The following is a 26,101-nucleotide window of genomic DNA, read 5'->3' on the forward strand; positions in this document are numbered from 1 at the left end:
TAGCCCCAGCGCCCGGCTTTGCAATCCACGGCAGCAAGGCGCCGGGGCGGGTTGACGGGGCTGGATCGGGCGACCCATACTCGACCGTATGGACATCTGCCCGCCATCGCCGCCTTCCGGCCGGACCGAGTTCGTCGCCACCGGCGACGGCCTGCGTCTGGCCGTGGAGACGGGTGGCGCCCCGGGCGTGCCGGCCCTGCTGTTCGCCCACGGCTTCGGCCAGACCCGCGGTGCCTGGAACGGGGCCGCGGCCACGCTGGCGGCGCAGGGTTGCCGTTGCATCAGCTTCGATGCCCGCGGCCATGGCGAAAGCGGACATCTGGCCGGCGGCGGCTACCACATGCAGCAGTTCATCGACGACCTGCTGGGACTGGCGCAGCGGCAGCCCGCGCCGCCGGTGCTGGTGGGCGCCTCGATGGGCGGCCTGCTGGGCCTGGTGACGGCGGGCGAGGCGCGGCCGGCGCCGTTCCGCGCGCTGGTGCTGGTGGACATCACGCCGCGCTGGGAAACCCGCGGCGTGGAACGCATCCTCGCCTTCATGCAGGCCCATCCGGACGGTTTCGCCGGCTACGCCGAGGCCGCGGAACGGATCGCCGCCTACCTGCCGCACCGCGCCGGCCGCAAGAGCGAGGAGCAACTGCGCCCGCTGCTGCGCGAAGGCGTCGACGGCCGCCTGCGCTGGCACTGGGACCCGGCGCTGCTGACCGGCGACCTGATTGCCGAAAGCGAGCGCTACCAGCCGCGCCTGTTCGCCGCCGCCAGGCAGGTGGACGTGCCGGTGCTGCTGCTCTCCGGCGAGCGCAGCGACGTGGTCTCGCACGCCACCGTCGCCGAGTTCCTGCAACTGGTGCCGCATGCGCGGCATGTCGAGGTACCCGGCGCCACCCACATGCTGGCGGGCGACGCCAACGACGCGTTCACCCGCGAGATCGCAAGTTTCATCCAGTCGCTGGACGCTGCGCCGACCCGTGCCGGCCGGCGCACCACCCCATCGCAACACGCATGACCGCAACGAGGATGTCGAGATGGCCGTGATACTGACCCTGCTGGCGGCGCTCATCGCGAGCGGCGCCTGTGCCTACCACCGCACCAGCCTGCGCACGTTCGCGATCGTGGCGCCGCTGGTCACGCTGGTCGTGGGCCTGCTCACCGGTGCGTACTGGACGATGGTCGTCCTGCTGATCGTCGAACTGGGCATCGCGGTACCGTTGCTGATGGACGGCTTCCGCCGCCAGCGCATCACCGCGCCGGTGCTGAAGATATTCGCCCGGGTCACGCCCAAGCTGTCGGAAACCGAGCAGACCGCGCTGGAAGCGGGCACCGTGGGTTTCGAGGGCGAGCTGTTCTCCGGCAAGCCGGACTGGCACGAGCTGCTGCGGCAGCCCCGGCCCGAGCTGAGCGTGGAGGAACAGGCCTTCCTCGACGGCCCGGTGGAGGAACTCTGCGGGATGATCGACGACTGGCAGATCACCCACGAGCTGGCCGACCTGCCGCCGGAGATCTGGGACTTCATCAAGAAGAACCGCTTCTTCGGCATGATCATCCCCAAGCAGTACGGCGGCCTGCAGTTCTCCGCGCTGGCGCATTCGGCGGTGCTGCAGAAGCTCTCCACGATGTCGGCCACGGTGTCCTCCACGGTGGCGGTGCCGAACTCGCTGGGCCCGGCGGAACTGCTGCTGCACTACGGCTCGGAGGAGCAGAAGAACCACTACCTGCCGCGCCTGGCGGTGGGCGAGGAGATTCCCTGCTTCGCGCTCACCGGCCCGTACGCGGGCTCCGACGCCACCTCCATCCCCGACTTCGGCATCGTCTGCAAGCAGGTGGTGGACGGCGTCGAGACGCTGGGCGTGAGGCTCAGCTTCGACAAGCGCTACATCACGCTGGCGCCGATCGCCACCGTGGTGGGCCTGGCGTTCCGCATGTACGACCCGGAACACCTGCTGGGCGACAAGGACGACCTCGGCATCACGCTGGCGCTGCTGCCGCGCTCCACCCCGGGGCTGGAGATCGGTCGTCGCCACCTTCCGCTCAACATCCCGTTCCAGAACGGCCCGGTGCGCGGCAAGGACGTGTTCGCGCCGCTCAGCACCCTGATCGGCGGCCCGCACATGGCCGGCCACGGCTGGCGCATGCTGGTGGAATGCCTGTCGGTGGGCCGCGCGATCTCGCTGCCCTCGAACGCCACCGGCGCGATGCGCGGCTCGGCCGCGGCCACCGGCGCGTATGCGCGCATGCGCAAGCAGTTCGGCCTCGCCATCGCCCGTTTCGAGGGCGTGGAGGAGGCACTGGCCCGCATCGGCGGCCTCACCTACGCCACCGCCGCGCTGTCGCGCGCCACCGCGGCTGCGGTGGACCGCGGCGAGAAGCCGGCGGTGCCCTCGGCCATCGCGAAGTACCACGCCACCGAGTGGGCGCGCATCGTGGCCGGCGCCACCATGGACGTGCACGGCGGCAAGGCGGTGCAGCTGGGGCCGAAGAACTACGCCGGGCGCGGCTGGACCAGCGTGCCGATCGCGATCACGGTGGAAGGCGCGAACATCATGACGCGCAGCCTGATGATCTTCGGCCAGGGCGCGATCCGCTGCCATCCCTACGTGCTGAAGGAGATGGGGGCGCTGTCCATCGAAGACTACGGACACCGCCTGCGCAGCTTCGACAAGGCGCTGTTCGGCCACATCGGCTTCGGTCTTTCCAATGCCGTGCGCAGCTTCGCGATGGGCCTTTCCGGCGGCCGCATGGGCGATGCCGCGGGCGACGCCTATACGCGCCGCTACTACCGCAAGCTCAACCGCTACTCCGCGGCGCTGGCGCTGTGCGCCGACGTCTTCATGGGCGTGCTGGGCGGCAAGCTGAAGTTCAAGGAGAAGCTCTCCGCGCGCCTGGGCGACGTGCTGAGCTACCTCTACATCGCCAGCTCGATGCTCAAGCGCTACGAGGACACCGGCCGGCCGGAGGCGGACCGTCCGTTCCTCGCCTGGGGCTTCCACGAATGCATGTGGCTGATCCAGAACGCGCTGGATGGTGCGATCCGCAACTTCCCGGTGCGTCCGGTGGCATGGCTGCTGCGCGCGCTGGTGTTCCCGCTGGGCCGCCGCGAGGTGCCGCCGTCCGACCGCCTGGGCCGCCGCGTCGCCGCGCTGCTCACCGCGCCGAACGAGGCGCGCGCACGCCTCACCGAGTGGGTGTATCTCACCCCCACGGCGAACAACACGGTGGGTCGCATGAACGCGCTGCTTCCCGACGTGATCGCCGCCGAGCCGGTGGAGCGCAAATTCCTGAAGGGCCTGAAGGCCGGTCAGTTCAGCGCGCACGACTACGACGGCCAGCTGGACCAGGCGCTGGCCGCCAACGTCATCAGCCAGGCCGAGCGCGACCTGCTGAAGCGCGTGCACGACGCGGCGTTCGAGTTCATCTCGGTGGACGACTTCGAGCCCTCCGAACTGCGGGCGGCGGTGACGCGCGCCGACGCGCGGAAGAAGTTGCCGGACGTGGCCTGACGCCGTGAGCGTCAGCGGCGAAACCCTGGTGTACCTGTGCGGTGCGCACAGCCTGGGTTTCGCCGCGTTCCATCTCGCATTCTGGAAACTGTTCGACTGGCCGGCCGCGCTGCGGCAGACGAACGTGGCGACCCGGGCGGTGACGCAGATACTCAACCTGCGCTTGATCCACGTATTTCTCGGAGTGGCCGCGCTGTGCTTCGCCCTGCCCGGCGATCTGCTGCACACGCGACTGGGCCATGCGCTGCTGGCTGGCATGGCGCTGTTCTGGCTCGGCCGCCTGATCGAGCAGTTCGTTTTCCTGCGTTACGACAAGCCGTTGATCCACGTGCTGACGGCGTTGTTCGCGCTGGGCGCGCTGCTGTTTGGGCTGCCGCTCACGCCCTGGGCGACATGAGCGGCGCAACGCGCGCGCCCCGTCGCCGGCCGTGTCCGGCGATTCAGCGTCTGCGCCGCCAGGACGGCCGAACGAAGCTGCCGCGACGCAGCGCGACCGCCAGCAATGCCGCCGAACACAACAGGCACAGCGCCAGCGCCACCACCGAGGCCTCGGCGCCGAACACGCCGCCGCTGAGCCAGTCCGGTCCGGTCCGGGTGGACACCAGCCAGCCACTCGCCGCGCTGCCCGATACCGGGATGCCGTAGATCGTGCCCTGCGCGAAGTTCCATGCCGCGTGCAGGCCGATGCATGGCCACAGCGAACGGGTGACGTGATACAGCAGCGCAAGCAAAATGCCGGCCTCAATGGCGATGGCGGCTGAACTCCATGCCGTCGCCCCCGGGTTGTGCGAGTGTGCGAAGCCGAAGAACAGCGCGGAGATCAGCAACGCCCACCAGGTACCAAGGCCTTCCTCCGCGATCCGGTACAGCACGCCGCGAAACAACACCTCCTCGCCGATGCCGGCGCCCACGCCCACCGACAGCAGGGCGAGCAGCCAGTGCACATCGGAACTGGTGCCGGTGACGTGGTAGCTGCCCAGCAACCACAGGATGCCGACGACGGCGCTGAACAACGCGAGGCCGCCCAGGATTCCGGAGATCACCCCGCGCAGCAAGCGATGTGCGGCCAGCTCGCCCAGTCGCCGCTGTTCCACCACGCGGACCAGAAACAGGTAGGCCAGCACCGCCGGCAGGACCATCGTGGTGAGATACACGGCCACGCCGGATGGCGTTCCGAACGTCATGTGCCTGCTGCCGCCGAAGGCGAAGTGGTCGACGGTGCCGGAGATCGTGCTCAGCACGGCCATCGCGACCACGAAAATCATGATGCGCGCCACGGGCGAGAACACCAGCCAGCGCTTCCACCCGGATGCGGTCGCGGGCGTGGAGAAGGCAACGGTCGGATTGGACATGGCGCAAGGCTCTGCGGGTGGACGTGCGCCAGTCTGGCAGGCGATTACCGCTAGACGGTAGTGACGGCCGTCATGCCGCGCGGTTCAAATTTCCGCGGCCGCCGCGTGCTCGCGCGTGGCGTCGAAGCGCACCGCGGGCGAGCGCTCCTGCGCCAGCTGCAGGTTCACGCGGGACGGCGCGAGATAGACCAGTTCGCCGGCGCCGTCGATGGCGAGGTTCATCGCGTTCTTCTCGCGGAACTCCTCCAGCTTCTTCTCGTCCGCGCAGTGCACCCAGCGCGCGGTGGCCACGGTCACCGGCTCGAACGCGGCGTCCACGCCGTATTCGTCCTTGAGCCGGTAGGCCACCACGTCGAACTGCAGCACGCCCACCGCGCCCAGGATCAGGTCGTTCGACATCAGCGGGCGGAAGAACTGGGTGGCGCCTTCCTCGGACAGCTGCGCCAGGCCCTTCTGCAGCGCCTTCATCTTCAGCGGGTCGCGCAGGCGCGCGCGGCGGAACAGTTCGGGCGCGAAATTCGGGATGCCGGTGAAGCTCACCGGCTCGCCTTCGGTGAAGGTGTCGCCGATGGAAATGGTGCCGTGGTTGTGCAGGCCGATCACGTCGCCGGGATAGGCGGTTTCCACGATCTCGCGGTCGCTCGCCATGAAGGTGAGCGCGTTCGCGATGCGCACTTCCTTGTTCGTGCGCGTCTGGATCATCTTCATGCCGGCCGTGTAGGTGCCCGAGCAGACGCGCATGAAGGCCACGCGGTCGCGGTGCGCGGGGTCCATGTTCGCCTGGATCTTGAACACGAAGCCGGTGAGTTTCTCTTCCTCCGGCTGCACCTCGCGCGAGGTGGTGGCGCGCGCGCGCGGGGAGGGCGCATGCTCCACGAAGAAATCCAGCAGCAGCTGCACGCCGAAGTTGTTCACCGCCGAGCCGAAGAACACCGGGGTGAGCTTGCCCGCGAGGTAGTCGCCGAGGTCGAAGGAGGGCGCGGCGCCCTGCACCAGCTCCAGCTCCTCGCGCAGTTCGGCCAGCGCCTCGCTGCCGATGGCTGCTTCCAGCCCGGGGGCATCGAGGCCCTTGAAGATGGTGGAATCCTGCCGCGTGAAATTCCTGCCCTGCTCGAACAGGTGCACCTCGTCCAGCAGCAGGTGGTACACGCCCTTCAGCCGCTTGCCCATGCCGATCGGCCAGGTCAGCGGCGCGCAGGCGATGCCGAGCACGGATTCCACCTCGTCCAGCAGTTCGATCGGCGACTTGCCTTCGCGGTCCAGCTTGTTGATGAAGGTCATGATCGGCGTATCGCGCAGGCGGCACACCTCCATCAGCTTGATCGTGCGCTCCTCCACGCCCTTCGCGCAGTCGATCACCATCAGCGCCGAGTCCACGGCGGTGAGCACGCGGTAGGTGTCCTCGGAGAAGTCCGCGTGGCCGGGAGTGTCCAGCAGGTTGACGATCTTGCCCTCGTAGGGGAACTGCATCACCGACGAGGTCACCGAGATGCCGCGCTCCTTTTCCAGCGCCATCCAGTCCGAGGTCGCATGGCGCGCCGCCTTGCGGCCCTTCACCGAGCCGGCCATCTGGATCGCGCCGCCGAACAGCAGCAGTTTTTCGGTCAGCGTGGTCTTGCCCGCGTCGGGATGGCTGACGATGGCGAAGGTGCGGCGGCGGCGGGTTTCGGCGAGATGGGTGGACATGGCGGCGTGTGCGGGCGCGGGAACCGCCCATTATAGCCTCGTTGGCCGCCCCGGCCGGGGCGACCCCCACCCTCCGCATGCGCAGCGCCGGCCCGGGAAGTCCCCGGGCCGGCGTCGATGCGTTACAGCTTGTAGCTCGCTCCGAACATCACGGTGCGGCCCCAGGTGTCGAGTTCCAGCGGGCGGGTCAGCTGCACGTTGTTCGGCAGGCCGGAGATCTGCACGGTCTTGTCGGCCGAATTCGTGAGGTTCACCACCTGGAACAGCAGGCTCAGGCCCTTCCACTTGCCCTGGTCGAAAGCGTAGCCAAGCTGGAAGTCGTACTGCTTGCTGGCCTGGATCCGGGTGTAGCCGAGCTGGTCGAACAGCGCCACCGCCTCGCCGGTGTAGGAGGAGCGGTAGCGTTCGGCGAGGCGCGCCGACCAACCGTACTTTTCGTAGTACAGCGTGAGGTTGGCCACCTTGCGCGACAGCCCCGGCAGGGTGGACGGCGCGCCCGGTATCGAGTCGACCGCGCTCTGCGGGATGGTGCTGTTGGTCAGCGAGAAGTTCGCCTGCGCGCCGAAGCCGTCCAGCGCCTCCGCCAGCAGGCCGCCTTCCAGCGCACCGGAGAGTTCCAGGCCCTGCATCTTGCCGCCGGTGCCGTTGCGCGGCTGGGTGAACGAGCCGATGTTGCGGGTGGGCGTCAGCGTGGGGTCGTTGTTGGTGTAGCCGGAGAAGTCGTAGTCCAGCACGGTCCGGTTGTAGATGTAGTTCAGCAGGTTCTTGTTGAACACCGCCGCGGCGAAGTAGCTGGACTTGCCGAAGTAGTACTCGTAGGACAGGTCGGTGCCCACCGCCACGTAGGGCTTCAGTTTGGGGTTGCCGCCGCTGCCCGACCACAGCACCTGGCCGGTCGCCGGGCCTTGCTGCACCACCGCCACGCTGGCGGAGCTGGAGACCTTCTCGTCGTCGATGCGGCCGCGCGCCAGCGTCTTGGCGAAGCCGAAGCGCAGGTCCTGGTTGTCGGTGAGGTGGAACACCAGGTTCAGGCTGGGCAGCACGTTAGTATAGCTGACGCCGCCGGTGAGCGTGCCGACGCGGGTGTCGCCGTTGGTCTGCACGGCCTCCGAAGACTGCTTGGTGCGCACCACCTGCACGCCCACGTTGCCGCCCACGGGGATGCTGCCCAGCGTGGTGTCGATGTCGAACTTCAGGTAGCCGACCGGCACCTTTTCCTTCACCGAGTAATTGCGGCTCCAGTCGCCCTGGCGGTTCTCCTCGGTGAGGTAGAACTGGTTGGCCAGAGCTTCCGCCACGTTGTAGTAGACGATGCCGGGAATGCCGCCGTAGCGGAGCCGGGTAGGCTGGCCGAGGTTGCCGATGGGCGCGCTGAACAATGGATCGTAGGTGTCGGAGGTGGAGCCGTTGCCGTTCAGCCACGCGAAGAACACATCGGCCTGCTTGGTCTTGGTGCGTTCGGAGTAGTCCACGCCCAGCACGAAGTCGCTGAAGATCCAGCCCGCGGGGTGGCTGACTTCCATCCGGAATGCCTTGATCGTGTCCTTCTGGCGGTCGAATTCCTCGCGGCCGTTGTAGCCGTAGCCCCGTGGGGTGCCCGTGGGGTTGCCCGGGTCGATGAACACGACGTTCGACGGGTCGCCCAGGTTCGCCGAGGGTGAGAAGTCCGGGTAGCCGATACCCACCGGCGTGTTGAACGTGGCATTCATCAACGCGCCGCCGGCGAGGCCGCTGAACAGGTAGGCGTCGCGCAGTCTCACGTTTGCGCGGGAGTAGGACAGGTCGGCCATCGCCGTCCAGCCGTTGCCGAAGTCGTACTGGTTGTTCCAGCCCACCGAGAACAGCTTGTCGTGCTCGCGGGTGTATTCGTTCTGCAGGATCGGCGACAAGCCCATGACCGTGCCCGAGGTGACCAGCGGGTAGGGCAGCGAAGGCGCAGTGCCCACGTTGGCGTAGCTGACGTTGTCGTACGGGCTGCTCGACCACTGCGCGCCGTTGGTGAACTTCTTGTTGTCGAAGTTGGAGTAGTACATGTCCAGCGTGGAGTGGTAGTGCTCGCCCGGCGCCCACTCCAGCACCGCCATCAGGCCGTTGCGCACCTGGCGCTGCGACTGCGCGCGCAACTGCATGCCTTCCTGCGAGACCACGTTGTCGGGCATGCCCGGCGTGTGCGGACCGCCCCAGTTCTGGTCGATGCCGGCGGTGCCGTTGTCCACGCTCCACCACCAGGCCTGGTACTGCTTCTCCTGGATCGGCGAGTCGAGCTGGGCAAAGCCGATCGCCACGCCCAGCGTGTGGTCCAGGAACTGGTCGATGTAGGAGATGCTGGCGCGGTGCCCCAGCGTGCCCACGTCGGTGCCGGGGCTGAGGTCGCCGTTCGAGGTGTACTCGCCGCGCAGGTTCGCGGTGATCACCCGGCCGGGCTGGTCCAGCGGCCTGATCGTGTGCAGGTCCACCGTGCCCGACAAGCCCTGGCCGATCAGGTTGGCCTCGGGCGTCTTGTACACCGTCACGCCGCTGATCAGTTCGGAGGGGTACTGGTCGAAATCCACGCCGCGGTTTTCGCCCACCGTGGCCTGCTCGCGACCGTTCAGCGTGGTGCCGGAGAAGTCGGGCGAGAAGCCGCGGATGGAGATCACGTTGGCGCGGCCGTTCATGCGTTGCGTGGCCAGGCCCGGCAGGCGCGACAGGCTCTCGGCGATGCTGGCGTCGGGCAGCTTGCCGATGTCCTCGGCCGAGATCGCCTCGATGATCTGGTTGGAGTTGCGCTTGGCCTTGATCGAGTTCTCGATGCTGCCGGTGATGCCGGTGACCACCACCGCGTCGAGGGTGCTCACCTTGTCCCCGTTGGCGGCGGGCTTCCTGGTGTTCTTGTCGGTGGCCGTACTGGTCTGGTTGGCTGGTTTGCTGGCCGGCGCGGGCGTGGTTTCCTGTGCCGTGGCAGTGGTGGACAGCACTAGGCCGAACAGGCCCATGGCGCAGGCACTGGCAAGAGCATGTGGACGGAAGCCGTTCGGCCGCAACGCCGACGCCGGCCGCAAGTGGCGACATACAGTCATGTGACACCTCCCTGACGCAGACCGCTGTCCCCCAAGACAGCATGAAATGCAGCGGAGCGATGCCGCTGCGCTTGATGTTGCGTTCACGAAGATACTCGCGTTAAGTCCGCATTGCAGGCACAAGTCCGTGCGTGACGGAATTCGCTAATTCTTGCGGTTCAGGTTCCGTCAGGCCGCCTTGAACGTCACCACCAGCACGTCGCGATGCGCGGGCAGTGCGGGGTCCCTGGGGGCCACCGGGGTGACGCCGTGGGCGACGCGGTGGTCGTCGACCAGCGCGGCGTCGAACGCGTTGACCAGGGTGAACTGGCCAAGTTCGTGGCCGTCGGGGGCGTGGATGGTGGTGGTGCCGCGCTCGATGTTCTCGCGGTCCACCAGCAGCACCAGCACGTAGTCCACCCCGTCGCGATGCACGCCTTCGGGCGTGGGTTCGCCGGCTTCGTCGGCACGCGCCTCGATGCGGAACTGGTGCACCTCGATGCGCCACTGCCGCACGTCCGGCGCCAGTGCGCCGAAGCCGTCGCGGCAGAACCCGAGGATGCGGCGCAGGCTGGCACTCTCCGCGATGGCCGGCTGCACCGGCTCGAACCAGCGCTCGATGCCGCCCTGCAGGGGGTTGTAGGCCACGCTCTGGTAATGCGGCTGGTGCGGTTCGCGGCGGATCGCGCCGCCGGCGTCCGCGGCGAACACGGCATGGCGGCGCCGGCGCCGGCGGCCGCGCGCGGCGAGGTAGGCGTCGTCGCCGAGGTCGTTCCAACTGGCGGCGAACGCGGGCCAGTCGGTCAGCGTGCCGGCGTCCAGCAGTCCGCGCATGGCGTCGGCGGTGACAAAGGCGTAGCCGTCGCGGCGCAGGGCGACGCGCGGATCGGCAGGGGTGGGGGCATTCATGCGTGCACGCTAGCAGGAAGCGCCCGTGGCGGCATCCGGCTGCCGCCACGGGCGGCCGGGCGCCTGGCGCCAGCTTCAGAGCGCCTTGGCGAAGGCGAGCGGCGCGACTTCCGCTCGCGACTGCGGCTTGGCCGGGGCTGCGTCCGGAAACGCCTGTTCCAGCCACGCCGGCACCGGGATGCCCTTGTCGCGCAGGAACGTGGGGTTGAACAGCTTGGCCTGGTAGCGCGTGCCGGCGTCGGCCAGCACGGTGACGATGGTGTGGCCCGGTCCGAGTGCGCGGGCGAGCCGGATCGCGCCGGCCACGTTCACGCCGCTGGAACCGCCCACGCACCAGCCTTCCTCGTGCAGCAGGCGGTGCGCCAGCGGCACCGACTCGTCGTCGGGGATCGACCAGGCGAGGTCGATGGCCGCGCCCTCGAAGTTCGCGGTGATGCGGCTGGAACCGATGCCTTCGCTGATCGAGTTGCCGCTGGCGGCAAGCTCGCCGGTGCGCACGTAGCTGGCCAGCGCGGAACCGGCCGGGTCGGCCAGCGCGATGCGCACCAGGGGCTTTCGCGCCTTCAGCGCATGGCCGACGCCCGCCAGCGTGCCGCCGGTGCCGGCGGCGCAGACGAAGCCGTCCACGCGGCCTTCGGTCTGCTCCCAGATCTCCACGCCGGTGGTGGCGGCGTGCCAGTCGCGGTTGGCGGTGTTGTCGAACTGGTTCGCGAACCATGCGCTGCCCGGCCGCGCGGCGTTCAGCGCCTCGGCGTGGCGCCGCGCGTGGTGGGCGTAGTGGTTGGGGTCCCTGTACGGCACCGCGGGCACCAGCCGCACCTCGGCGCCGGTGACGCGCAGCGCGGCGATCTTCTCCGCGCTCTGCGTGTCCGGCATGAAGATCACCGTGCGGTAGCCGCGGCTGGCGCCGATCAGCGCCAGGCCGATGCCGGTGTTGCCCGCGGTGCCTTCCACGATGACGCCGCCGGGCCGCAGCTCGCCGCGCCGCTCCGCGTCCAGCACCAGGCCCAGCGCGGTGCGGTCCTTGATCGAGCCGCCGGGGTTCAGCAGCTCTGCCTTGGCCAGCACCTCGCAGCCGGTGAGTTCGCTGGCGTGGCGCAGGCGGATCAGCGGGGTGTGGCCCACGCTGGCGGAAAGGTCGGCTTGGATGCTCATGGTCGATGCGGCGATTCGGGCGGGACGGCGCGTGGCCTTCCCGCGTGGCGGGGGGCGGGGGATCAGGCTTCCAGCGCAGGCACCAGGCGCAGGTAGGGCTTCAGCGTCTTCCAGCCGGCAGGATACAGCTTGCGCGCATCCTCGTCGGACACCGAAGGCGCGATGATCACGTCGTCGCCCGGCTGCCAGTCCACCGGCGTGGTGAGCTTGCGGCCGTCGGTGAGCTGCAGCGAGTCCAGCACGCGCAACACCTCGTCCACGTTGCGGCCCGCGCTGGGCGGATAGGTGAGGATCAGCCGCACCTTCTTCTGCGGATCGATCACGAACACCGAGCGCACGGTGACCTTGGGGTCGGCCTTGGGGTGGAACATGCCGTAGAGCTTCGCCACCTCCAGCTCGGGGTCGGCCAGCAGCGGGTAGTTGAGCGCGGTGCCGCCCACGTCGGCCACGTCCTGCGCCCAGCCCTTGTGGTCGGCCACCGAATCCACCGACAGGCCGATCAGCTTCGTGTCGCGCGCGTCGAACTCCGCCTTGCGGCTGGCGAACGCGCCCAGCTCGGTGGTGCACACCGGCGTGAAATCCTTGGGATGCGAGAAGAACACCACCCAGTGCGAGCCGGCGTAGTCGTGGAAGCGCACCGTGCCGGCGGTGGAATCGAGGGTGAAGTCGGGGGCGGTGTCGCCCAGTTGCAGACTCATGCGGGTTCTCCTTCGCGAACGGTGCATCCAGCCTGCGCCGGCCGCGCCGCGACCGGCAAATACATATCACGAATATGCATATGAACGTCCAGACGTTTAGACGTCTATTGACAGTGTTGCGTGGCACGGGCACTATTTCCGCCACTCATCGAGACCGGCTGAGGGACAGGCCCTTTGAAGCCGGGGCAACCTGCGGAATGTTCCGCGACGGTGCCAACTCCTGCGGTGGCGCAAGGCGCCCCGGCAGATGGGCAGCTTGCGCAGGCGGCGTCGTATGCCGTACGCGCGGGGCTCCTCTCCGGCATCCGCAGGCGATGCCGAACGGAGAGACGCATGAGCCAGCTGCCCGAAACCCGCAACGCACGCACCGCCGACGTGGTCGACTTCCCGGTCGCGCCGCGGGTGCGCGTCGCGTTCGGCGACCAGCAGAGCGCGCGGCGGATCTCCCTCAGTCCGAAGTACGGCAACGGCCCGCGCGAGGTCGATGTGCGCTACCTGTGGAGCGGCGTGGCCGACGCGCCCACCGTGATCGTGCAGGGCGGCATCTCCGCGGATCGCTATGTCACGGCGCCGGCCGATGCCGCGCCGGGCTGGTGGCAGGCGCTGGTGGGCGACGGCGCGGCGATCGACCTCGCCCGCTTCCGCGTGCTGGCGATCGACTGGCTCATCCCGGCCGAACTCGGCACCAGCACCGTCTCCAGCGAAGACCAGGCCGACGCGCTGGCTGCGCTGCTGGATGCGCTGGGCATCGCCCGGGCGCATGCGTTCGTGGGTTCGTCCTATGGCGCGATGGTGGCGCTGGCGTTTGCCGCGCGGCATCCGCAGCAGACCGAGCGGCTGGTGCTGCTGGCCGGCGCGCACCGCACGCATCCGCTTTCCACCGCGCAGCGCAGCGTGCAGCGCGGCATCGTGCGGCTGGGCCAGCAGAGCGGTCAGCTGGACGAGGCGCTGGCGCTGGCGCGCCAGCTCGCGATGACCACCTACCGCGGCAGCGCCGAATTCGGCCGCCGCTTCGCCGGCGACCCGGAATGGCGCGGCGACCGCTTCCACTTCCCGGTCGAGGACTACCTGGAGCACCAGGGCCGCCGCTTCGTGGAGCGCTTCGACGCCGAGCGCTTCCTCGCGTTGTCCGAGTCCATCGACCTGCACGACGTGGCGCCCGAGCAGGTGCCGGTGCCGTCCACCCTGATCGGCTTTCCCTCCGACCGCCTGGTGCCGCTGGCCGACCTCTGCGAGCTGCAGCGCCGCCTGCGCGGCCCGGCCACGCTGGAGGTGGTGGAGTCGCCCTACGGCCACGACGCCTTCCTCAAGGAACCGGAGCAGCTCGCGCCGCTGCTGCGCGAAGCCCTGCGCTGAACATAACCATCACGACATCCCCGCGACACATCGAAATTTCCGGAGCATCACCATGAGCGAGACCACGTCCCCCTGTACCCGCGCCGTCCGCGCCGGCATCGAGAGCGACACCCAGCACGGCGCGGTGGTGCCGCCGCTGCACCTGTCCACCAACTACAGTTTCGAGGGCTTCGGCAAGAAGCGGCCCTACGACTACTCGCGCAGCGGCAACCCCACGCGCGACCTGCTCGCCGGCGCGCTCGCCGAGCTTGAGCAGGGCGCCGGGGCGGTGATCACCGCCAGCGGCATGGCCGCGGTGGCGCTGGCGCTTGAACTGGTGCCGGCCGGCGCCACGGTGCTCGCCGCGCACGATTGCTACGGCGGCACCTGGCGCCTGCTCGACGCGTGGGCGAAGAAGGGCCGCTTCGCGCTGCAGTTCGCCGACCTCACCGATCCGGCCGCGCTGGCCGCCGGCCTCGCCGCGAAGCCCGCGCTGGTGTGGGTGGAGACGCCGTCCAACCCGTTGCTGCGCATCACCGACATCCGCCACGTGGCGCAGGCCGCGCATGCCGTCGGCGCGCTGGTGGTGGTGGACAACACCTTCCTCTCGCCTGCGCTGCAGCAGCCGCTGGCGCTGGGCGCCGACGTGGTGGTGCATTCCACCACCAAGTACATCAACGGCCACAGCGACGTGGTCGGCGGCGCCGTGGTGGCGCGCGACCCGGCGGTGGCCGATCAGCTGAAATGGTGGGGCAACTGCAACGGCCTCACCGGCGCGCCGTTCGACAGCTACCTCACCCTGCGCGGCCTGCGCACCCTGGGCGTGCGCCTGCGCCAGCACCAGGAAAACGCCACGCGCATCGCCGACCACCTGAACGGCCACGCCGCCGTGCGCAAGGTCTACTACCCCGGCCTCGCCGCCAACCCCTACCACGCACTGGCCGCGCGCCAGCAGCAGGGTTTCGGCGCGATGCTCAGCTTCGAGCTGGAAGGCGACGAGACGCAGATCGCCGCCTTCGTCGACGGCCTCGAATACTTCTCGCTGGCCGAGTCGCTCGGCGGCGTGGAAAGCCTGGTGGCGCACCCGGCCAGCATGACCCATGCGGCAATGGCGCCGGAGGCGCGCCACAAGGCGGGCATTGCCGACACCCTGCTGCGGCTGTCGGTGGGCATCGAGGAGGGCGACGACCTGCTGCGCGACCTCGACGCTGGCCTGGCCCGCGCCGTTGCCGCGGACAAATCCAAACGCCGGGTGAGCGCATGAGCGCGGTGTTGGCGGAGGAGGCCAAGCCGTCGGCCAGGCGCGAAGCGGCGTCCGCGATCGCGGTGGTGCTGCTCGGCACCGGCGTCGTCGGCGGCGCCTTCCTCAAGCTGCTGAACACGCCGGCCGCCGCCGCGCTGCGGCTGGTGGGCGCGGCCAACTCGCGCCGCCAGCAGACGGAGCCCGCGAAGCTGGCCGAGCGCAACCTGCGCGAGCAGCTCAAGGCCAGCGGCGCGCCGCGCGACGATGCGGCCCTGCTCGCCGCGCTCGATGCCAGCGACATCGCGGTCAAGGTGATCGTGGACGCCACGGCCAGTGCCGAACTTGCCGCGCGCCACGCCGAATGGCTGGCGCGTGGCTACCACGTGGTCACCGCGAACAAGTCGCTGGGCGGCGGCGAGCTGTCGGGCTGGCGCACGCTGCAGGCCGCGCTGGCCAACGGCGCGCGCTATGGCGATGCGGCCACCGTGGGCGCCGGCCTGCCGGTGCTCTCCACCTTGCGTCGCCTGCGCCAGTGCGGCGACGCGCTGCTCACGCTGGAAGGCGTGTTCTCCGGCTCGCTTTCGTACCTGTTCAACAGCTACGACGGCAGCCGGCCGTTTTCCGTGCTGCTGCGCGAGGCGCGCGAGCGCGGCTACACCGAGCCCGATCCGCGCGCCGACCTCTCCGGCGAGGACGTGGCGCGCAAGCTGCTGATCCTGGCCCGCAACGCCGGCTTCGCGCTGGGCGCCGACGAGGTGCAGGTGGAAGGCCTGGTGCCGGAGCCGCTGCGCGCGGTGGATACCGGGCAGTTCCTCGCCCGCCTCGAGGAACTCGACGAACCGCTGGCCGCCCGCCACGCCGAGGCCAGGGCGCGCGGCAACGTGCTGCGCTTCCTCGCCCGCCTCAACCAGCGCGGTCACGCCCGCGTGGGCCTGTCCGAGGTGCCCGGGAACCATCCGGCCGCACGCCTCTACGGCACCGACAACCAGTTCGCGCTCACCACCACCCGCTATCACACCCAGCCGCTGGTGATCCAGGGACCGGGCGCGGGGCCGGAAGTCACCGCGCAGGCCTTGCTGGGCGACGTACTGGCCCTGGTCTGAGCCTCACGCCGGCGCCTTCGGCACGAGGTGGAGATACGGCTCCGCCTCGCGCAGTGCGCGGGCGAAGGAAGGGCGTTCCATCAGCCGCTGCCGGTAGGCGGCGACGTGCGGGAAATCGTCCAGCGGCTCGGCCCAGGCGGAGTAGAACAGCGGCGGCGCCGCCGCGCAGTCGGCCATGGTGAAATCGTCGCCCGTTGCCCAGGTGCGCCCGCCCATCTCCCGTTCGAGCAGCGCATAGGCCGTGCGCAACTGCGCGCGCGCCTGCGCCACGCCGATCTCGTCGTGGCCGTCCGCGGGGCGCATCCGGTCGGTGATGACCTTCTGCGTGGGCACGTGCAGGTACAGGTCGAAGAAGCGGTCGCGCTCGCGCACCTCCAGCGCGGCCTGCGGATCGGCCGGCAGCAGCGCCGTGCGCCCGGGGTAATGCAGCGCCAGGTATTCGATGATGATGCTGGACTCCGGCACGATGCGCCCGCGCGCCTCGTCGCGCAGCACCGGGAAGCGCAGGATCGGCCACACCTTGCGGAATGCCTCGCGCGAGGCTTCGTCGTCCAGCCGCACCATGCGCGGCTCGAACGGCGTGTCGTTCTCGTACAGGGCGATCAGCGCCTTGTGGCAGAACGAGGACAGCGGGTGCATGTAGAGCTGCAGGTTCATGGGGTTTCCCGGCTGGCCGCGACGGCGGCCCTTCATGGCAGCGACGAACAGGCTCGCAGGTTTTCGACAGGCCGGCCGATTGTCGCCGGAGTCGGGCGAGTGCTAGCGTTGGCGCCACCCCATCCCCACCAAGGAACGTGCATGAATTCCGTGACTTCGGAAGCCCTTGAAGTGCGTCTGGTCCGGCTGGAGCGTTCCTTGCGACGCGCGCGCTGGGGCCTGTTCGGCTTGTTGCTGCTGGTGGTGGCGATGTTCCTCGCCTGGTACGGCGTAGGCGGCATCGTGCAGCGCGAGATACGGGTGCATCGCATCTATGCGGTGGATGACAGCGGCACGGTGCGTGTGCGCATCGGCCAGGATCCCGCCGGCGCCGACCATCGGATGAGTCCTGTGTCCGGTGTCGTGCTCTACGACGGCACGGGCCTGGAGCGCGGCGGCATGGCAACCATGGCGAATGGCCGCGTGGCGCTGGGACTGGATGCGCCGACCACGCCCAAGGGCACGGCGCGCGATCGCGTCGGCCTGATGGTCGACGGCAAGGGCAACACGATGTTCATGCTGCTGGATGCCCGGGCCATGCCGGTGGTGATGGCGCAGGGCGGCGACAAGGGCGGCAACCTGCAGGTCTCCGAACTGAGCCCGGACGGCAAGCAACTGCAGGTGCGCACGTTGGCCGTGGGTGGCGACAAGCAGTCCACGGAGGACACGGGAAACTGACCGGCGGCTTCGCGCGCCAGGCTGGCGCGCAACCGCGCTCAGCCGGCCACGCGGCCGCTGTCCGTCGCCGGCAGCGGCACCGGTTTCACGCGCACGGCCAGCACCACGCCGGCCACCAGCAGGGCGATGCCCAGCATCGCCGACGGCGCGGGCAGTTGGTGGCGCAGCACGAAGGCGTAGGTCAGCGCGGCGAGCGTCTCGAACACGATCAGTTGCCCCACCAGCGCCGTGGGCAGGCGCTGGCTGGCCTCGTTCCAGCACAGCGTGCCCAGCCACGAGGCGAACAGGCCGATCGCCGCCATCAGGCACGCGAACAGCACGGGGTGCGGTCCCAGCGGCATCGGGAACGTGCTGCCGCCCGCCTTCATCGTGCCCCACACCGCGGCGTAGCCGAGCGCGGCCAGCGGCAGCATGGCCACGCCCTGTGCGGTGGCCCAGGCGCGCGGGTTGCGGTCGGGATGATGGCGCAGCCAGTCGGCGTTGCGCAGGGGATACCAGGTCCAGCAGGCCACGGCGGCGCAGGCGAACAGGGCGCCGGAGGCGTAGCGCGCGAGGCCGCCCGGCGCGTGTTGCAGCGCGACCAGCTCGGCGCGGTTCACGCTGGCGATGCCGGCGACGATCAGCAGCAGCGGCGGCGCCAGCCGCAGCCACGGCAGCCGGCCATCGCGCCGGCCGTTGCGCAGGTTCGCGGCGATGGCGATGACCACCGGCAGGGTGCCGACGATCATCGTGGGCAGCGGCGCGCCGGCACGCTGGACCGCGCTGGCCAGGCACAGGTAGTACAGCAGGTTGCCGACCGCGACCAGCTTCAGCGCCTCGATCCAGTCGGCGCGGGTCAGCTGGCGCAAGGCGTCGCGGTGCAGCCACGCCAGCGGCATCGCGATCAGGCCGAAGGCGAGGTAGCGCGCCACCGATTGCAGGGCCGGCGGGTACTCCGGCAGCAGCAAGGGGGCGACGAAGACCATGCCCCACATCAGGCCGGCCACCAGTGCGTAGAGGGTTCCTTTCAACATGCGCGCAGCATGGCAGCTGCCGGCGCGGCCGTCTTGCAGCAGATTGCTATGGGCGCAGCGGCGCCGCCACTTGGCGCTGGTAACGCGCCGGCGTGACGCCGTAGCGCCGCAGGAACGCGCGGGTGAGATGCGCCTGGTCGCTGAGCCCGGTGTCTGCCGCCACCCGGGCGGGCGGCTCGCCCGCATCGAGCAGGCGCTTGGCGCGGGCCAGCCGCAGCGCCATCAGCATCTGCTGCGGGGTGGCGTGATGCTGCGTGCGGAACTGGCGCAGGAAATGGAACGGGCTGAGCCCGGCCACGGCGGCCAGTTCATCCAGGCTCAGGCGTTCGGCCAGGTGCGAATGCAGGTAGTCGATTACTGGTGCGAAGCGGGACGGCGCCCGCACGGGTACCGCGCGCGGCACCCGTGCGTGCCGGCGGAAGCGGTCCAGCAGCACGGCGAGCAGGCTGTCGAACGCCAGCGGTTCGTCCGCCTGCCACAGCGCATCCAGCAACGCGGTGATCTCGCGCGTGCCGGCCGGGTCCGCGCGTACCGCCTGGTCGAACCACCAGCCTGGCTCGCCGGTGATTCGCGCGGCCAGCGCGGGCTCGATGTACAGCATGCGGTAGCGCCAGCCGGCGGCGGTGACGGCGCTGCCGGTATGCAGCTCGTCGGCGTGCATTGTCACCAGCGAGTCGGGTGGCGCCAGATGCTCGGCACCGCGGTAGCGGAACCGCTCCACGCCGGATTCGATCGCCCCCAGCCCGAAGCCGTCGTGGCAGTGCAGCTCGAACGCGTGCTGCACGATGTGCGCGCGGTAGAGCTCCACGCCGGCACGGTGCGGTGGATGCCGGAACTGCGCGATGTCGGTGGGATGGTCGAACTGGCCCGGTACGCCTTGCATGCGGCGATGATGCCACGCTGCCGGCGTCAGCCGCCCGTGCCGCCGTCGACCAGCGCGTTGAGCCGGGCGCGCGTGAGCGGGCCGAAGCGCAGGCGTTCGCACAGGGCCTGCAGCGCGGTGCCGTCGCCGCGCCCGCGGCGCAGGGCGTCGGCGCCTTCCGGCACCGGCGCATCCAGCGCGATGCGGGTGAGCCGGCGGTAGAGCATGGCCTGGTCGCCGTGCTCGCGCAGTTTCGCGGCGCAGCTGGCGGCGCCGCGCAGGCGCAGGAAGGCCACTTCGTCGACGCGTTCCAGCAGCGCTTCGAGATTGCCGAAGTGCGTGAGCAGGGCGGCGGCGGTCTTGGCGCCGATGCCGGGCACGCCGGGGATGTTGTCCACGGCGTCGCCGCACAGCGCGAGGTAGTCGGCCACCTGGTGCGGGTGCACGCCGAGCTTTTCGTGCACGCCCGCGGGACCCCAGCGCAGGTTGCGTGCGTAGTCCCATTGTTCGTCGTGTTCGCCCAGCAACTGGCCGAAGTCCTTGTCGGCGGAGACGATCACGGCGGGCACAGCGTGCGCGCGCAGGTTCCACAGCGCGCTGCCGATCAGGTCGTCGGCCTCGTAGCTGTGGTCGATCATCACCGGGATGCCGAGCGCCGCGGTCACTTCGCGGCACAGCACGAACTGCCGTTCGAGGTCGGGCGGCGGCAGCTCGCGGTTGGCCTTGTACGGCGGGTAGATCGCGTTGCGGAAGGAGCTGGTGAGCGAGGCGTCGAAGGCCACCGCGAGCCGCTCCGGCCGCACCTTCTCCAGCAGTTCGCACAGGAAGCGGGTGTAGCCGTGCACGGCGTTGGCGGGATGGCCGTCGGCATCGCGGAACTCGTCCGGCATCGAGTGCCAGGCACGGAACACGTACAGGCTGCCGTCCACCAGATGGGCGGCGGCGCGCTTCGCGCTCATGGCGCCCACGTGCTCAGCACGTCGTCCAGCGCGGGGCGCTCGCGGTCGGGCACCTCGACCTGCGGCGTGCCCAGGTGCACGAAGGCGACCACGTGTTCGTTCGGGGCCAGCCCCAGCAGGGACGCGGCGTCGGGATCGTAGGCGGCCCAGCCGGTGAGCCACTGCGCGCCGTAGCCCAGCGCGTACGCGCCCAGCACGAGGTTGTAGGCCACGTTGCCGGCGCACAGGCGCTGCTCGATCTCGGGCACCGAACTGGCGGCGTCCAGGCGCGCGACCACCGCGATCACCAGCGGCGCGAAGGTGTAGCGCAGGCGTTCCTTCTCGCGCTTGGCGTCGGAGAGTTCCGGCTGCTTGCGGATCGCGAGTTCGGCCAGCCGCTCGCCGAAGCGCAGCTTGGCGTCGCCTTCGAGGCGGATCAGCCGGAACGGCACCAGCTTGCCGTGGTCGGGCACGCGGATCGCGGCGGCGAGCAGCTCGCGCAGGGTGGCCTCGTCGGGCGCGGGCGCGCCGAGCTGGCGCGAGGGGACGGAGTGGCGCTGCTGCAGCAGTTCGAGCGGGGCGGCCATGGCGGGATCGCGATGCGGAAAGCCGCATGGTAACCCGCAGGCCGCGGGGCTTCAGCGTGGCGGCAGCGTGAACGCGCCGGGCAGCAGTGCCGCCACGCTGGTCTGCGCGGTGTCGCCGCGCAGGTTGGCGAGCAGCACCGGCATGTCGCCGTCGCACAGCTCGCTCAGCACCTGGCGACAGGCGCCGCAGGGGCTCACCGGTTCCGGGGTGTCGGCGATCACCGCGATGGCCGCGAAGTCGCCCGGCTTGCAGCCGGCCGCGATCGCGGCGAACAGCGCGGTGCGCTCGGCGCAGTTGCACAGGCCGTAGGAGGCGTTCTCCACGTTGCAGCCGGCGAAGCGGCGGCCGTCGCGGGCCAGCAGGGCGGCGCCCACGGCGAAGCCGGAGTAGGGGGCGTGGGCCTGCTCGCGCGCGGCACGGGCCAGCGCCAGCAAGTCGTGGTTCGGGGTGGTTACGGGCATCGAGTTCTCCGCGAACCCCCGGCGGCGGGCCAGATTAGCGCGCGTCGCCGGTGCGTCCAAGCGTTCCCGCGCAGGCGGTGCGCAGAGGCCGCACAGGCTCTAAGATGCGGGAATCGTCCACGAGGGGATGCACCATGCCAGTCACCGTAGCCGCGTTGCGCGAAACCGCCCCGGGCGAACGCCGCGTGGCGATCACGCCCGAGATGGCGAAGAAGCTCGGCGGCAAGGGCCTGCGCGTATTGCTGGAGCACGGCGCGGGCACGGCGGCGGGTTTTCCCGACCAGGCCTATGCGAACGTGGACTTCGCCGACGCCGCGGGCGTGCTGGCCCAGGCCGACCTGCTGGCCTGCGTGCAGCCGCCGGACGACGCGGTGTTCGCCAGCCTGCGCGAAGGCGCCGTGGTGGTGGGCCAGTTGCGTCCCTATGGCGCGGACTCGCGCATCGCGGCACTGGCCGCGCGCAAGCTCACCGCGTTCGCGCTGGAGCTGCTGCCGCGCACCACCCGTGCCCAGGCGATGGACGTGCTGAGCTCGCAGGCCGCCGTGGCCGGCTACCGCGCGATGCTGATCGCCGCCGAGTCGGCGCCGAAATTCTTCCCGATGCTGACCACCGCGGCCGGCACCATCCGCCCGTCCCGGGTGCTGGTGATCGGCGCCGGCGTGGCCGGCCTGCAGGCAATCGCCACCGCGCGCCGGCTGGGCGCGCAGACCGAGGGCTACGACGTGCGCCCCGAAACGCGCGAACAGGTCGAATCGCTGGGCGCGAAGTTCCTCGACCTCGGCGTCAGCGCCGCCGGCAGCGGCGGCTACGCGCGCGAGCTGTCGGCGGAGGAGCGCGCCGCCCAGCAGCAGGCGCTGGCCGACCACCTCAAGGTCTTCGACGTGGTGGTCTCCACCGCCGCGGTGCCGGGGCGTGCGGCGCCGAAGATCCTCACGGCCGCGATGGTCGCGGGCATGAAGCCCGGTGCGCTGATCGTGGACCTTGCCGCCGAGGGCGGCGGCAACTGCGAGTTGACCAAGCCGGGCGAGCGGGTGGAGCAGGGCGGCGTCACCATCCTGGGGCCGCTCAACCTGCCGGCCGGTACGCCGCTGCATGCCTCGGAAATGTATGCGCGCAACGTGGTGAATTTCGCCGAGCTGCTGCTGAAGGACGGCGCGCTGCAGCCGGACTTCGACGACGAGCTGGTGGCGAAGAGCTGCCTGGTGCGCGGCGGCGAGGTGCTGTTCGGGAACTGATCCGCCGCCGCCGTATCAGCGGCGCGGCGGCATTGCCGGCCGCGGACCCGGCGGCATGCCGTTGCCCTGGTGCAGCCAGTGCAGCCGCTGCGTGGGCGGCATCGCATGCCATTGCTTCATCAGCTGGGCACGGCGGTCCGGGGGCAGTTGCTGGAAGCGTTCGTAGGCCGAATGCAATTGCGCACGCTGGGCCGGCGGCAGTTCGCGGAACAGCCGCATGTTCTCGCGCGCCTGGTCGCGCTCGGCCGGCGTCATCTGCTGCCAGCGCGCGATGCGCTGGCGGATCTCCTCGCGCTTGGCCGGTGGCAACGTCACCCATTGCTGGCTCTTCTCCAGCAGGTGTTGCTGCCGGCCGGGCGGCATGCCGTTCCATTCCTGCTGCAGCGGCGCCAGCACGTCGCGCTGGGCCGGCGTGAGGCTGTTCCAGGCGATCGGCGCGGGCGGCGCGTCCTGGGCATGCAGGGCCGGCACGGCGAGGCTCCCGAGCAGGGCGACGAAGGCGAGCGGTTGCAGCAGGCGTGCGGGCAGGATCATGGCTCAGCGGGTGGGGGGCTGGTCGTCGTGGGCGGCCAGCCAGCCGTAGAAGTCCAGGTTCTGGTAGAGGTTGGGATCGGCCTGCTCGGGGTCGGGCGGCAGCATGTTGTCGGTTTCGCCGCCGTTGCCGGCGATGGCGGTCACCGCGGTGGGCGTCGCGGTGATCGAGCGCGGCGCGGTGGGCCAGGCCAGCACGGCCGCCAGCGCGATCACCGCGCAGGCGCCGGACGGCACCAGCCAGCGCGCGAACGGGTGCTGCAGGGGCGCGTGCCGCGTCCCGGCCAGCGCCTCGCGGCGCGCGGCGCGCAGGCGGCCGGCGGTGACGGGGTCGATGCGCCGGGCAGCCTCGTGGTACAGCTCGCGGGCGCGTTGTTGCAGCCGTTTGTCGGTCGTGCCGTCCGGCGTGTTCGTCTTCATCGCCAGTCCTCCAGTTGCTCGCGCAGCCGTTGCATGGCGCGCGAAAGATGCGTTTTCACGCTGCCCTCGGAGCAGCCCATGGCCTCTGCGGTCTCGGCCACGTCCAGACCCTCCAGCATGCGCAGCATGAAGGCCTCGCGCTGGCGCCGCGGCAATTTGCCAAGCGCGGCGCTGAGATCGGTCCAGGACTGCGCATCCTGCAGGCGGTCCTCCGGGCCCGGGCCGTGGTCGGCCGGGTCCCAGCTGGGCAGCTCGTCGCCATCGTCGTCGCGGCCGCCGCCCAGCCAGCCCACCACGATGGAGCGCACCTTGCGGCGGCGCTGCAAGTCGACGATGCGCCGCCGCAGGATGCCCCAGAACAGCGGCGCCCACTCGGCGGCCGGCTTGTCCCGGTAGTGCTTGACCAGGCGCAGCATCGCGTCCTGCACCGCGTCCATGGCGTCTTCCCGGTGGCGCAGGTTGAGTTCGGCTACGCGGAAGGCGCGCCGCTCCACCTGTGCCAGGAAGCCGTCGAAGGTGGCCGGGGCCTCCCGTGCGGTCGTTTCCAGCAGGTCGGCATCGAGTGCGCCGGCGAGGCCGTTCACGGCCGCCTCGTCCGCATCGTCGGCTGCTGCATGCCTGGGCTCCATCGGTTCGACACCCGTGCTCAACGTTGCAGACTCGCGCGGGTTGACCGGCGCCCGTATGATGCGGGAGCGGGACTGTCCAGGCTGGCTGCACTCATGGGAGCGGGGTTCATGATCGACGGGTTCTTGGCGCTTTACATATTCATGCTGGCCGCTTTCACCGGCCACGAGATCATCGCGCGGGTGCCGGTGATCCTGCACACCCCGCTGATGTCCGGGTCCAACTTCGTTCATGGCATCGTGCTGGTGGGCGCCATGATAGCGCTGGGCCATGCCACCACGCCGTTCGAGACGGCGCTGGGCTTCGTTGCGGTGCTGCTGGGCGCGGGCAACGCGGCCGGCGGCTACGTGGTCACCGAGCGCATGCTGGAGATGTTCAAGCCCAGCGCCGGCAAGCCGGGAGACAAGGCATGAACTGGCTGCCCACCCTGGTCAAGGCCTGCTATTTCCTGGCCGCGCTGCTGTTCATCCTGGGTCTCAAGCGCATGAGTTCGCCGCGCACCGCGCGCGGCGGCATCGTGTGGGCGGGCGTGGGCATGCTGCTGGCGGTGCTGGCCACGTTCGCGCTGCCGGACATGCACAACCGCGGGCTGATCCTCGCCGCCGTGCTGATCGGCGTGGCGGCGGCATGGTGGAGCGGACGCCGCGTGGCGATGACCGCGATGCCGCAGATGGTGGCGCTGTACAACGGCATGGGCGGCGGCGCGGCGGCCGGCATCGGCGCCGTGGAGCTGGTGGCCCACGTGCGCCGCGCGCTGCCGGGGATTCCGGACACCTCGCCGCTGCGCCCGGAAGCCTGGGCGATCGACGCCGTGCACCAGGCCCAGGCGGGCGCGCCGGAGCCGCTGTCGGCGGTGGCCCTGGCGCTGGGCGTGCTGGGCGCGCTGATCGGCGCGGTGAGCTTCTCCGGTTCGCTGGTCGCCTTCGCCAAGCTGCAGGGCTGGATGGACAAGCGCTTCGTGTTCCCGGGCCAGCGCGTGGTGAACCTGCTGGTGCTGCTGGCGGCGCTGGTGCTGGGGGTGATCCTGGCCACCGGGCACCTCACGCTGCCGGTGATCGTGGCGTTCTTCGCGCTGTCGCTGCTGTTCGGCCTGCTGATGACGCTGCCGATCGGCGGCGCCGACATGCCGGTGGTGATCTCGCTGTACAACGCATTCACCGGCCTTGCGGTGGCGTTCGAGGGCTACGTGCTGGGCAACGAGGCGATGATCATCGCCGGCATGGTGGTGGGCGCGGCCGGCACCCTGCTGACCCAGCTGATGGCGAAGGCGATGAACCGCTCGCTGGGCAACGTGCTGTTCGGCAGCTTCGGCGCGGCGGCGGGCGGCGTGGCGCAGGAGATCGCCGGCGCGCAGAAGCCGATCGACGCTGCGGACGCGGCGGTGATGATGGCCTACGCCGAGCGCGTGGCGATCGTGCCCGGCTACGGCATGGCGGTGGCGCAGGCGCAGCACAAGGTGTGGGAGTTCGCCAAGCTGCTGATCGAGCGCGGCGTGAAGGTGAAGTTCGCGATCCACCCGGTGGCCGGCCGCATGCCGGGCCACATGAACGTGCTGCTGGCCGAGGCGGGCGTGCCCTACGACCTGATCGAGGACATGGACGACATCAACCCCGAGTTCCCGAACACCGACGTGGTGCTGGTGATCGGCGCGAACGACGTGGTGAACCCGATGGCGAAGACCGACCCGACCTCGCCGATCTACGGCATGCCCATCCTGGACGTGGCCGCGGCGAAGCACGTGATCGTCGTGAAGCGCGGCAAGGGCACCGGCTTCGCCGGCATCGAGAACGCGCTGTTCTACGCCGACAACACCCGCATGCTCTACGGCGACGGCCAGGCCGCCGCCGGCCAGCTGGTAAGCGAGCTGAAGACGCTGGACGGCTGAAGCCCCTCCATTGAAGAGTGCGGCCATGGATGGCCGCCCGTTTGATTCTCGCGATCAGGGACGATCGCAAAAGCAAACGTGGTGCGGCCATGGATAGCCGCCCGTTCGATCCTCGCGATCAGGGACGATCGCAAAAGCAAACGTGGTGCGG

25 protein-coding genes and 1 riboswitch are annotated in these 26,101 nt (G+C 70.2%); of the genes, 10 read left to right on the forward strand and 15 right to left on the reverse strand.

The genetic code is table 11. The features are described from left to right. Positions 1-88: 88 nt before the first annotated feature. From PCA_RS03045 to PCA_RS03055, 3 genes are read left to right on the forward strand one after another with little or no spacing between them, the layout of a single operon-like run. The gene (locus PCA_RS03045) at positions 89-1,006 is read left to right on the forward strand and encodes an alpha/beta hydrolase (protein ID WP_181300829.1); all 918 of its coding nucleotides are present in this window, start codon (positions 89-91) and stop codon (positions 1,004-1,006) included. A 19-nt stretch (positions 1,007-1,025) separates the two neighbouring features. After that, positions 1,026-3,497, forward strand: a complete 2,472-nt coding sequence (locus tag PCA_RS03050; protein WP_181300831.1) for an acyl-CoA dehydrogenase — start codon at positions 1,026-1,028, stop codon at positions 3,495-3,497. Positions 3,498-3,501: 4 nt separating this feature from the next. After that, the gene (locus PCA_RS03055; protein WP_181300833.1) at positions 3,502-3,894 is read left to right on the forward strand and encodes a hypothetical protein; all 393 of its coding nucleotides are present in this window, start codon (positions 3,502-3,504) and stop codon (positions 3,892-3,894) included. Positions 3,895-3,937: 43 nt separating this feature from the next. Here PCA_RS03055 and PCA_RS03060 read toward each other — a convergent pair whose 3' ends face one another. From PCA_RS03060 to PCA_RS03085, 6 genes are all read right to left on the reverse strand, one after another. After that, the gene (locus PCA_RS03060) at positions 3,938-4,849 is read right to left on the reverse strand and encodes a type II CAAX endopeptidase family protein (RefSeq protein WP_181300835.1); all 912 of its coding nucleotides are present in this window, start codon (positions 4,847-4,849) and stop codon (positions 3,938-3,940) included. Between the two features lie 84 nt (positions 4,850-4,933). Beyond that, positions 4,934-6,535 carry a peptide chain release factor 3 gene (locus PCA_RS03065; RefSeq protein WP_181300837.1) on the reverse strand — a complete coding sequence of 534 codons (1,602 nt, stop codon included), beginning with the start codon at positions 6,533-6,535 and terminating at the stop codon, positions 4,934-4,936. A 122-nt stretch (positions 6,536-6,657) separates the two neighbouring features. Then, positions 6,658-9,510, reverse strand: a complete 2,853-nt coding sequence (locus PCA_RS03070) for a TonB-dependent receptor (RefSeq protein WP_255436618.1) — start codon at positions 9,508-9,510, stop codon at positions 6,658-6,660. Positions 9,511-9,762: 252 nt separating this feature from the next. After that, a complete protein-coding gene (locus PCA_RS03075) occupies positions 9,763-10,482 on the reverse strand; it encodes a 2OG-Fe dioxygenase family protein (protein WP_181300840.1) in 720 nt (239 codons plus the stop codon). 75 nt (positions 10,483-10,557) lie between these two features. Then, entirely contained in the window at positions 10,558-11,637 is a 1,080-nt protein-coding gene (locus PCA_RS03080; protein ID WP_181300842.1) for a cysteine synthase A, read from the reverse strand. 62 nt (positions 11,638-11,699) lie between these two features. Further along, positions 11,700-12,335: a peroxiredoxin gene (locus PCA_RS03085; RefSeq protein WP_181300844.1), complete on the reverse strand. Its 636-nt coding sequence runs from the start codon at positions 12,333-12,335 to the stop codon at positions 11,700-11,702. Positions 12,336-12,477: 142 nt separating this feature from the next. Next, positions 12,478-12,589, forward strand: a riboswitch (SAM riboswitch). A 79-nt stretch (positions 12,590-12,668) separates the two neighbouring features. On the opposite strand from PCA_RS03085, the gene PCA_RS03090 reads away from it, so the two are divergent. The 3 genes from PCA_RS03090 to PCA_RS03100 are packed head-to-tail and all read left to right on the forward strand — an operon-like array spanning position 12,669 to position 16,016. Further along, the gene (locus tag PCA_RS03090; protein WP_181300846.1) at positions 12,669-13,691 is read left to right on the forward strand and encodes a homoserine O-succinyltransferase; all 1,023 of its coding nucleotides are present in this window, start codon (positions 12,669-12,671) and stop codon (positions 13,689-13,691) included. A 52-nt stretch (positions 13,692-13,743) separates the two neighbouring features. Beyond that, positions 13,744-14,934 carry a cystathionine gamma-synthase gene (gene metB / locus PCA_RS03095; protein WP_181300848.1) on the forward strand — a complete coding sequence of 397 codons (1,191 nt, stop codon included), beginning with the start codon at positions 13,744-13,746 and terminating at the stop codon, positions 14,932-14,934. Next, positions 14,931-16,016, forward strand: a complete 1,086-nt coding sequence (locus PCA_RS03100; RefSeq protein WP_181300850.1) for a homoserine dehydrogenase — start codon at positions 14,931-14,933, stop codon at positions 16,014-16,016. The genes metB and PCA_RS03100 overlap by 4 nt, the downstream gene beginning before the upstream one ends. A gap of 3 nt (positions 16,017-16,019) precedes the next feature. Here PCA_RS03100 and PCA_RS03105 read toward each other — a convergent pair whose 3' ends face one another. Beyond that, on the reverse strand, positions 16,020-16,673 hold the full coding sequence (locus PCA_RS03105) for a glutathione S-transferase family protein (RefSeq protein ID WP_181300852.1): 654 nt from the start codon (positions 16,671-16,673) through the stop codon (positions 16,020-16,022). A 141-nt stretch (positions 16,674-16,814) separates the two neighbouring features. Here PCA_RS03105 and PCA_RS03110 point away from each other — a divergent pair, with 141 nt between their 5' ends. Next, positions 16,815-17,390, forward strand: a complete 576-nt coding sequence (locus PCA_RS03110; RefSeq protein ID WP_181300854.1) for a hypothetical protein — start codon at positions 16,815-16,817, stop codon at positions 17,388-17,390. A gap of 38 nt (positions 17,391-17,428) precedes the next feature. Here the strand turns inward: PCA_RS03110 and PCA_RS03115 are convergent, their stop codons facing one another. From PCA_RS03115 to PCA_RS03135, 5 genes are read right to left on the reverse strand one after another with little or no spacing between them, the layout of a single operon-like run. Further along, positions 17,429-18,403, reverse strand: coding sequence for a DMT family transporter (locus PCA_RS03115; protein WP_181300856.1), 975 nt, complete (start codon positions 18,401-18,403; stop codon positions 17,429-17,431). Between the two features lie 46 nt (positions 18,404-18,449). Beyond that, on the reverse strand, positions 18,450-19,286 hold the full coding sequence (locus PCA_RS03120; protein WP_181300858.1) for an AraC family transcriptional regulator: 837 nt from the start codon (positions 19,284-19,286) through the stop codon (positions 18,450-18,452). Between the two features lie 26 nt (positions 19,287-19,312). Beyond that, a complete protein-coding gene (locus PCA_RS03125; protein ID WP_181300860.1) occupies positions 19,313-20,224 on the reverse strand; it encodes a 5'-3' exonuclease H3TH domain-containing protein in 912 nt (303 codons plus the stop codon). Beyond that, a complete protein-coding gene (locus PCA_RS03130; RefSeq protein WP_181300862.1) occupies positions 20,221-20,790 on the reverse strand; it encodes a nitroreductase in 570 nt (189 codons plus the stop codon). The genes PCA_RS03125 and PCA_RS03130 overlap by 4 nt, the downstream gene beginning before the upstream one ends. 51 nt (positions 20,791-20,841) lie before the next feature. Further along, complete coding sequence (locus tag PCA_RS03135) at positions 20,842-21,252, reverse strand: cytidine deaminase (protein ID WP_181300864.1); 411 nt, start codon at positions 21,250-21,252, stop codon at positions 20,842-20,844. A 134-nt stretch (positions 21,253-21,386) separates the two neighbouring features. Between PCA_RS03135 and PCA_RS03140 the strand changes: the two genes are divergently transcribed. After that, positions 21,387-22,487, forward strand: coding sequence for an NAD(P) transhydrogenase subunit alpha (locus PCA_RS03140; protein WP_181300866.1), 1,101 nt, complete (start codon positions 21,387-21,389; stop codon positions 22,485-22,487). Between the two features lie 15 nt (positions 22,488-22,502). On the opposite strand, the gene PCA_RS03145 is transcribed toward PCA_RS03140, so the two are convergent. The 3 genes from PCA_RS03145 to PCA_RS03155 are packed head-to-tail and all read right to left on the reverse strand — an operon-like array spanning position 22,503 to position 24,022. After that, positions 22,503-23,021 (reverse strand): DUF3106 domain-containing protein, encoded by a 519-nt coding sequence (locus PCA_RS03145; protein ID WP_181300868.1) that lies wholly within the window; start codon positions 23,019-23,021, stop codon positions 22,503-22,505. A gap of 3 nt (positions 23,022-23,024) precedes the next feature. Then, positions 23,025-23,438, reverse strand: a complete 414-nt coding sequence (locus PCA_RS03150; RefSeq protein WP_181300870.1) for a hypothetical protein — start codon at positions 23,436-23,438, stop codon at positions 23,025-23,027. Further along, positions 23,435-24,022: an RNA polymerase sigma factor gene (locus PCA_RS03155; protein ID WP_343204399.1), complete on the reverse strand. Its 588-nt coding sequence runs from the start codon at positions 24,020-24,022 to the stop codon at positions 23,435-23,437. The genes PCA_RS03150 and PCA_RS03155 overlap by 4 nt, the downstream gene beginning before the upstream one ends. Before the next feature lie 153 nt (positions 24,023-24,175). Between PCA_RS03155 and PCA_RS03160 the strand changes: the two genes are divergently transcribed. Both PCA_RS03160 and PCA_RS03165 read left to right on the forward strand, forming a co-directional pair. After that, on the forward strand, positions 24,176-24,478 hold the full coding sequence (locus tag PCA_RS03160) for an NAD(P) transhydrogenase subunit alpha (protein ID WP_181300871.1): 303 nt from the start codon (positions 24,176-24,178) through the stop codon (positions 24,476-24,478). Beyond that, entirely contained in the window at positions 24,475-25,950 is a 1,476-nt protein-coding gene (locus PCA_RS03165; protein ID WP_181300873.1) for an NAD(P)(+) transhydrogenase (Re/Si-specific) subunit beta, read from the forward strand. The genes PCA_RS03160 and PCA_RS03165 overlap by 4 nt, the downstream gene beginning before the upstream one ends. Positions 25,951-26,101 lie beyond the last annotated feature (151 nt).

Source organism: Rhodanobacter sp. PCA2, from assembly GCF_013620825.1.
Taxonomy (GTDB): domain Bacteria; phylum Pseudomonadota; class Gammaproteobacteria; order Xanthomonadales; family Rhodanobacteraceae; genus Rhodanobacter_A.

What these genes read in the sequence shown, in the direction of transcription:
- PCA_RS03045 (WP_181300829.1), top strand. Translation starts at nt 89, where the DNA reads ATGGACATCTGCCCGCCATCGCCGCCTTCCGGCCGGACCGAGTTCGTC.
- PCA_RS03050 (WP_181300831.1), top strand. Translation starts at nt 1,026, where the DNA reads ATGGCCGTGATACTGACCCTGCTGGCGGCGCTCATCGCGAGCGGCGCC.
- PCA_RS03060 (WP_181300835.1), bottom strand. Translation starts at nt 4,849, where the DNA reads ATGTCCAATCCGACCGTTGCCTTCTCCACGCCCGCGACCGCATCCGGG.
- PCA_RS03065 (WP_181300837.1), bottom strand. Translation starts at nt 6,535, where the DNA reads ATGTCCACCCATCTCGCCGAAACCCGCCGCCGCCGCACCTTCGCCATC.
- PCA_RS03070 (WP_255436618.1), bottom strand. Translation starts at nt 9,510, where the DNA reads ATGGGCCTGTTCGGCCTAGTGCTGTCCACCACTGCCACGGCACAGGAA.
- PCA_RS03075 (WP_181300840.1), bottom strand. Translation starts at nt 10,482, where the DNA reads ATGAATGCCCCCACCCCTGCCGATCCGCGCGTCGCCCTGCGCCGCGAC.
- PCA_RS03080 (WP_181300842.1), bottom strand. Translation starts at nt 11,637, where the DNA reads ATGAGCATCCAAGCCGACCTTTCCGCCAGCGTGGGCCACACCCCGCTG.
- PCA_RS03085 (WP_181300844.1), bottom strand. Translation starts at nt 12,335, where the DNA reads ATGAGTCTGCAACTGGGCGACACCGCCCCCGACTTCACCCTCGATTCC.
- PCA_RS03090 (WP_181300846.1), top strand. Translation starts at nt 12,669, where the DNA reads ATGAGCCAGCTGCCCGAAACCCGCAACGCACGCACCGCCGACGTGGTC.
- metB (WP_181300848.1), top strand. Translation starts at nt 13,744, where the DNA reads ATGAGCGAGACCACGTCCCCCTGTACCCGCGCCGTCCGCGCCGGCATC.
- PCA_RS03100 (WP_181300850.1), top strand. Translation starts at nt 14,931, where the DNA reads ATGAGCGCGGTGTTGGCGGAGGAGGCCAAGCCGTCGGCCAGGCGCGAA.
- PCA_RS03105 (WP_181300852.1), bottom strand. Translation starts at nt 16,673, where the DNA reads ATGAACCTGCAGCTCTACATGCACCCGCTGTCCTCGTTCTGCCACAAG.
- PCA_RS03110 (WP_181300854.1), top strand. Translation starts at nt 16,815, where the DNA reads ATGAATTCCGTGACTTCGGAAGCCCTTGAAGTGCGTCTGGTCCGGCTG.
- PCA_RS03115 (WP_181300856.1), bottom strand. Translation starts at nt 18,403, where the DNA reads ATGTTGAAAGGAACCCTCTACGCACTGGTGGCCGGCCTGATGTGGGGC.
- PCA_RS03120 (WP_181300858.1), bottom strand. Translation starts at nt 19,286, where the DNA reads ATGCAAGGCGTACCGGGCCAGTTCGACCATCCCACCGACATCGCGCAG.
- PCA_RS03125 (WP_181300860.1), bottom strand. Translation starts at nt 20,224, where the DNA reads ATGAGCGCGAAGCGCGCCGCCGCCCATCTGGTGGACGGCAGCCTGTAC.
- PCA_RS03130 (WP_181300862.1), bottom strand. Translation starts at nt 20,790, where the DNA reads ATGGCCGCCCCGCTCGAACTGCTGCAGCAGCGCCACTCCGTCCCCTCG.
- PCA_RS03135 (WP_181300864.1), bottom strand. Translation starts at nt 21,252, where the DNA reads ATGCCCGTAACCACCCCGAACCACGACTTGCTGGCGCTGGCCCGTGCC.
- PCA_RS03140 (WP_181300866.1), top strand. Translation starts at nt 21,387, where the DNA reads ATGCCAGTCACCGTAGCCGCGTTGCGCGAAACCGCCCCGGGCGAACGC.
- PCA_RS03145 (WP_181300868.1), bottom strand. Translation starts at nt 23,021, where the DNA reads ATGATCCTGCCCGCACGCCTGCTGCAACCGCTCGCCTTCGTCGCCCTG.
- PCA_RS03150 (WP_181300870.1), bottom strand. Translation starts at nt 23,438, where the DNA reads ATGAAGACGAACACGCCGGACGGCACGACCGACAAACGGCTGCAACAA.
- PCA_RS03160 (WP_181300871.1), top strand. Translation starts at nt 24,176, where the DNA reads ATGATCGACGGGTTCTTGGCGCTTTACATATTCATGCTGGCCGCTTTC.
- PCA_RS03165 (WP_181300873.1), top strand. Translation starts at nt 24,475, where the DNA reads ATGAACTGGCTGCCCACCCTGGTCAAGGCCTGCTATTTCCTGGCCGCG.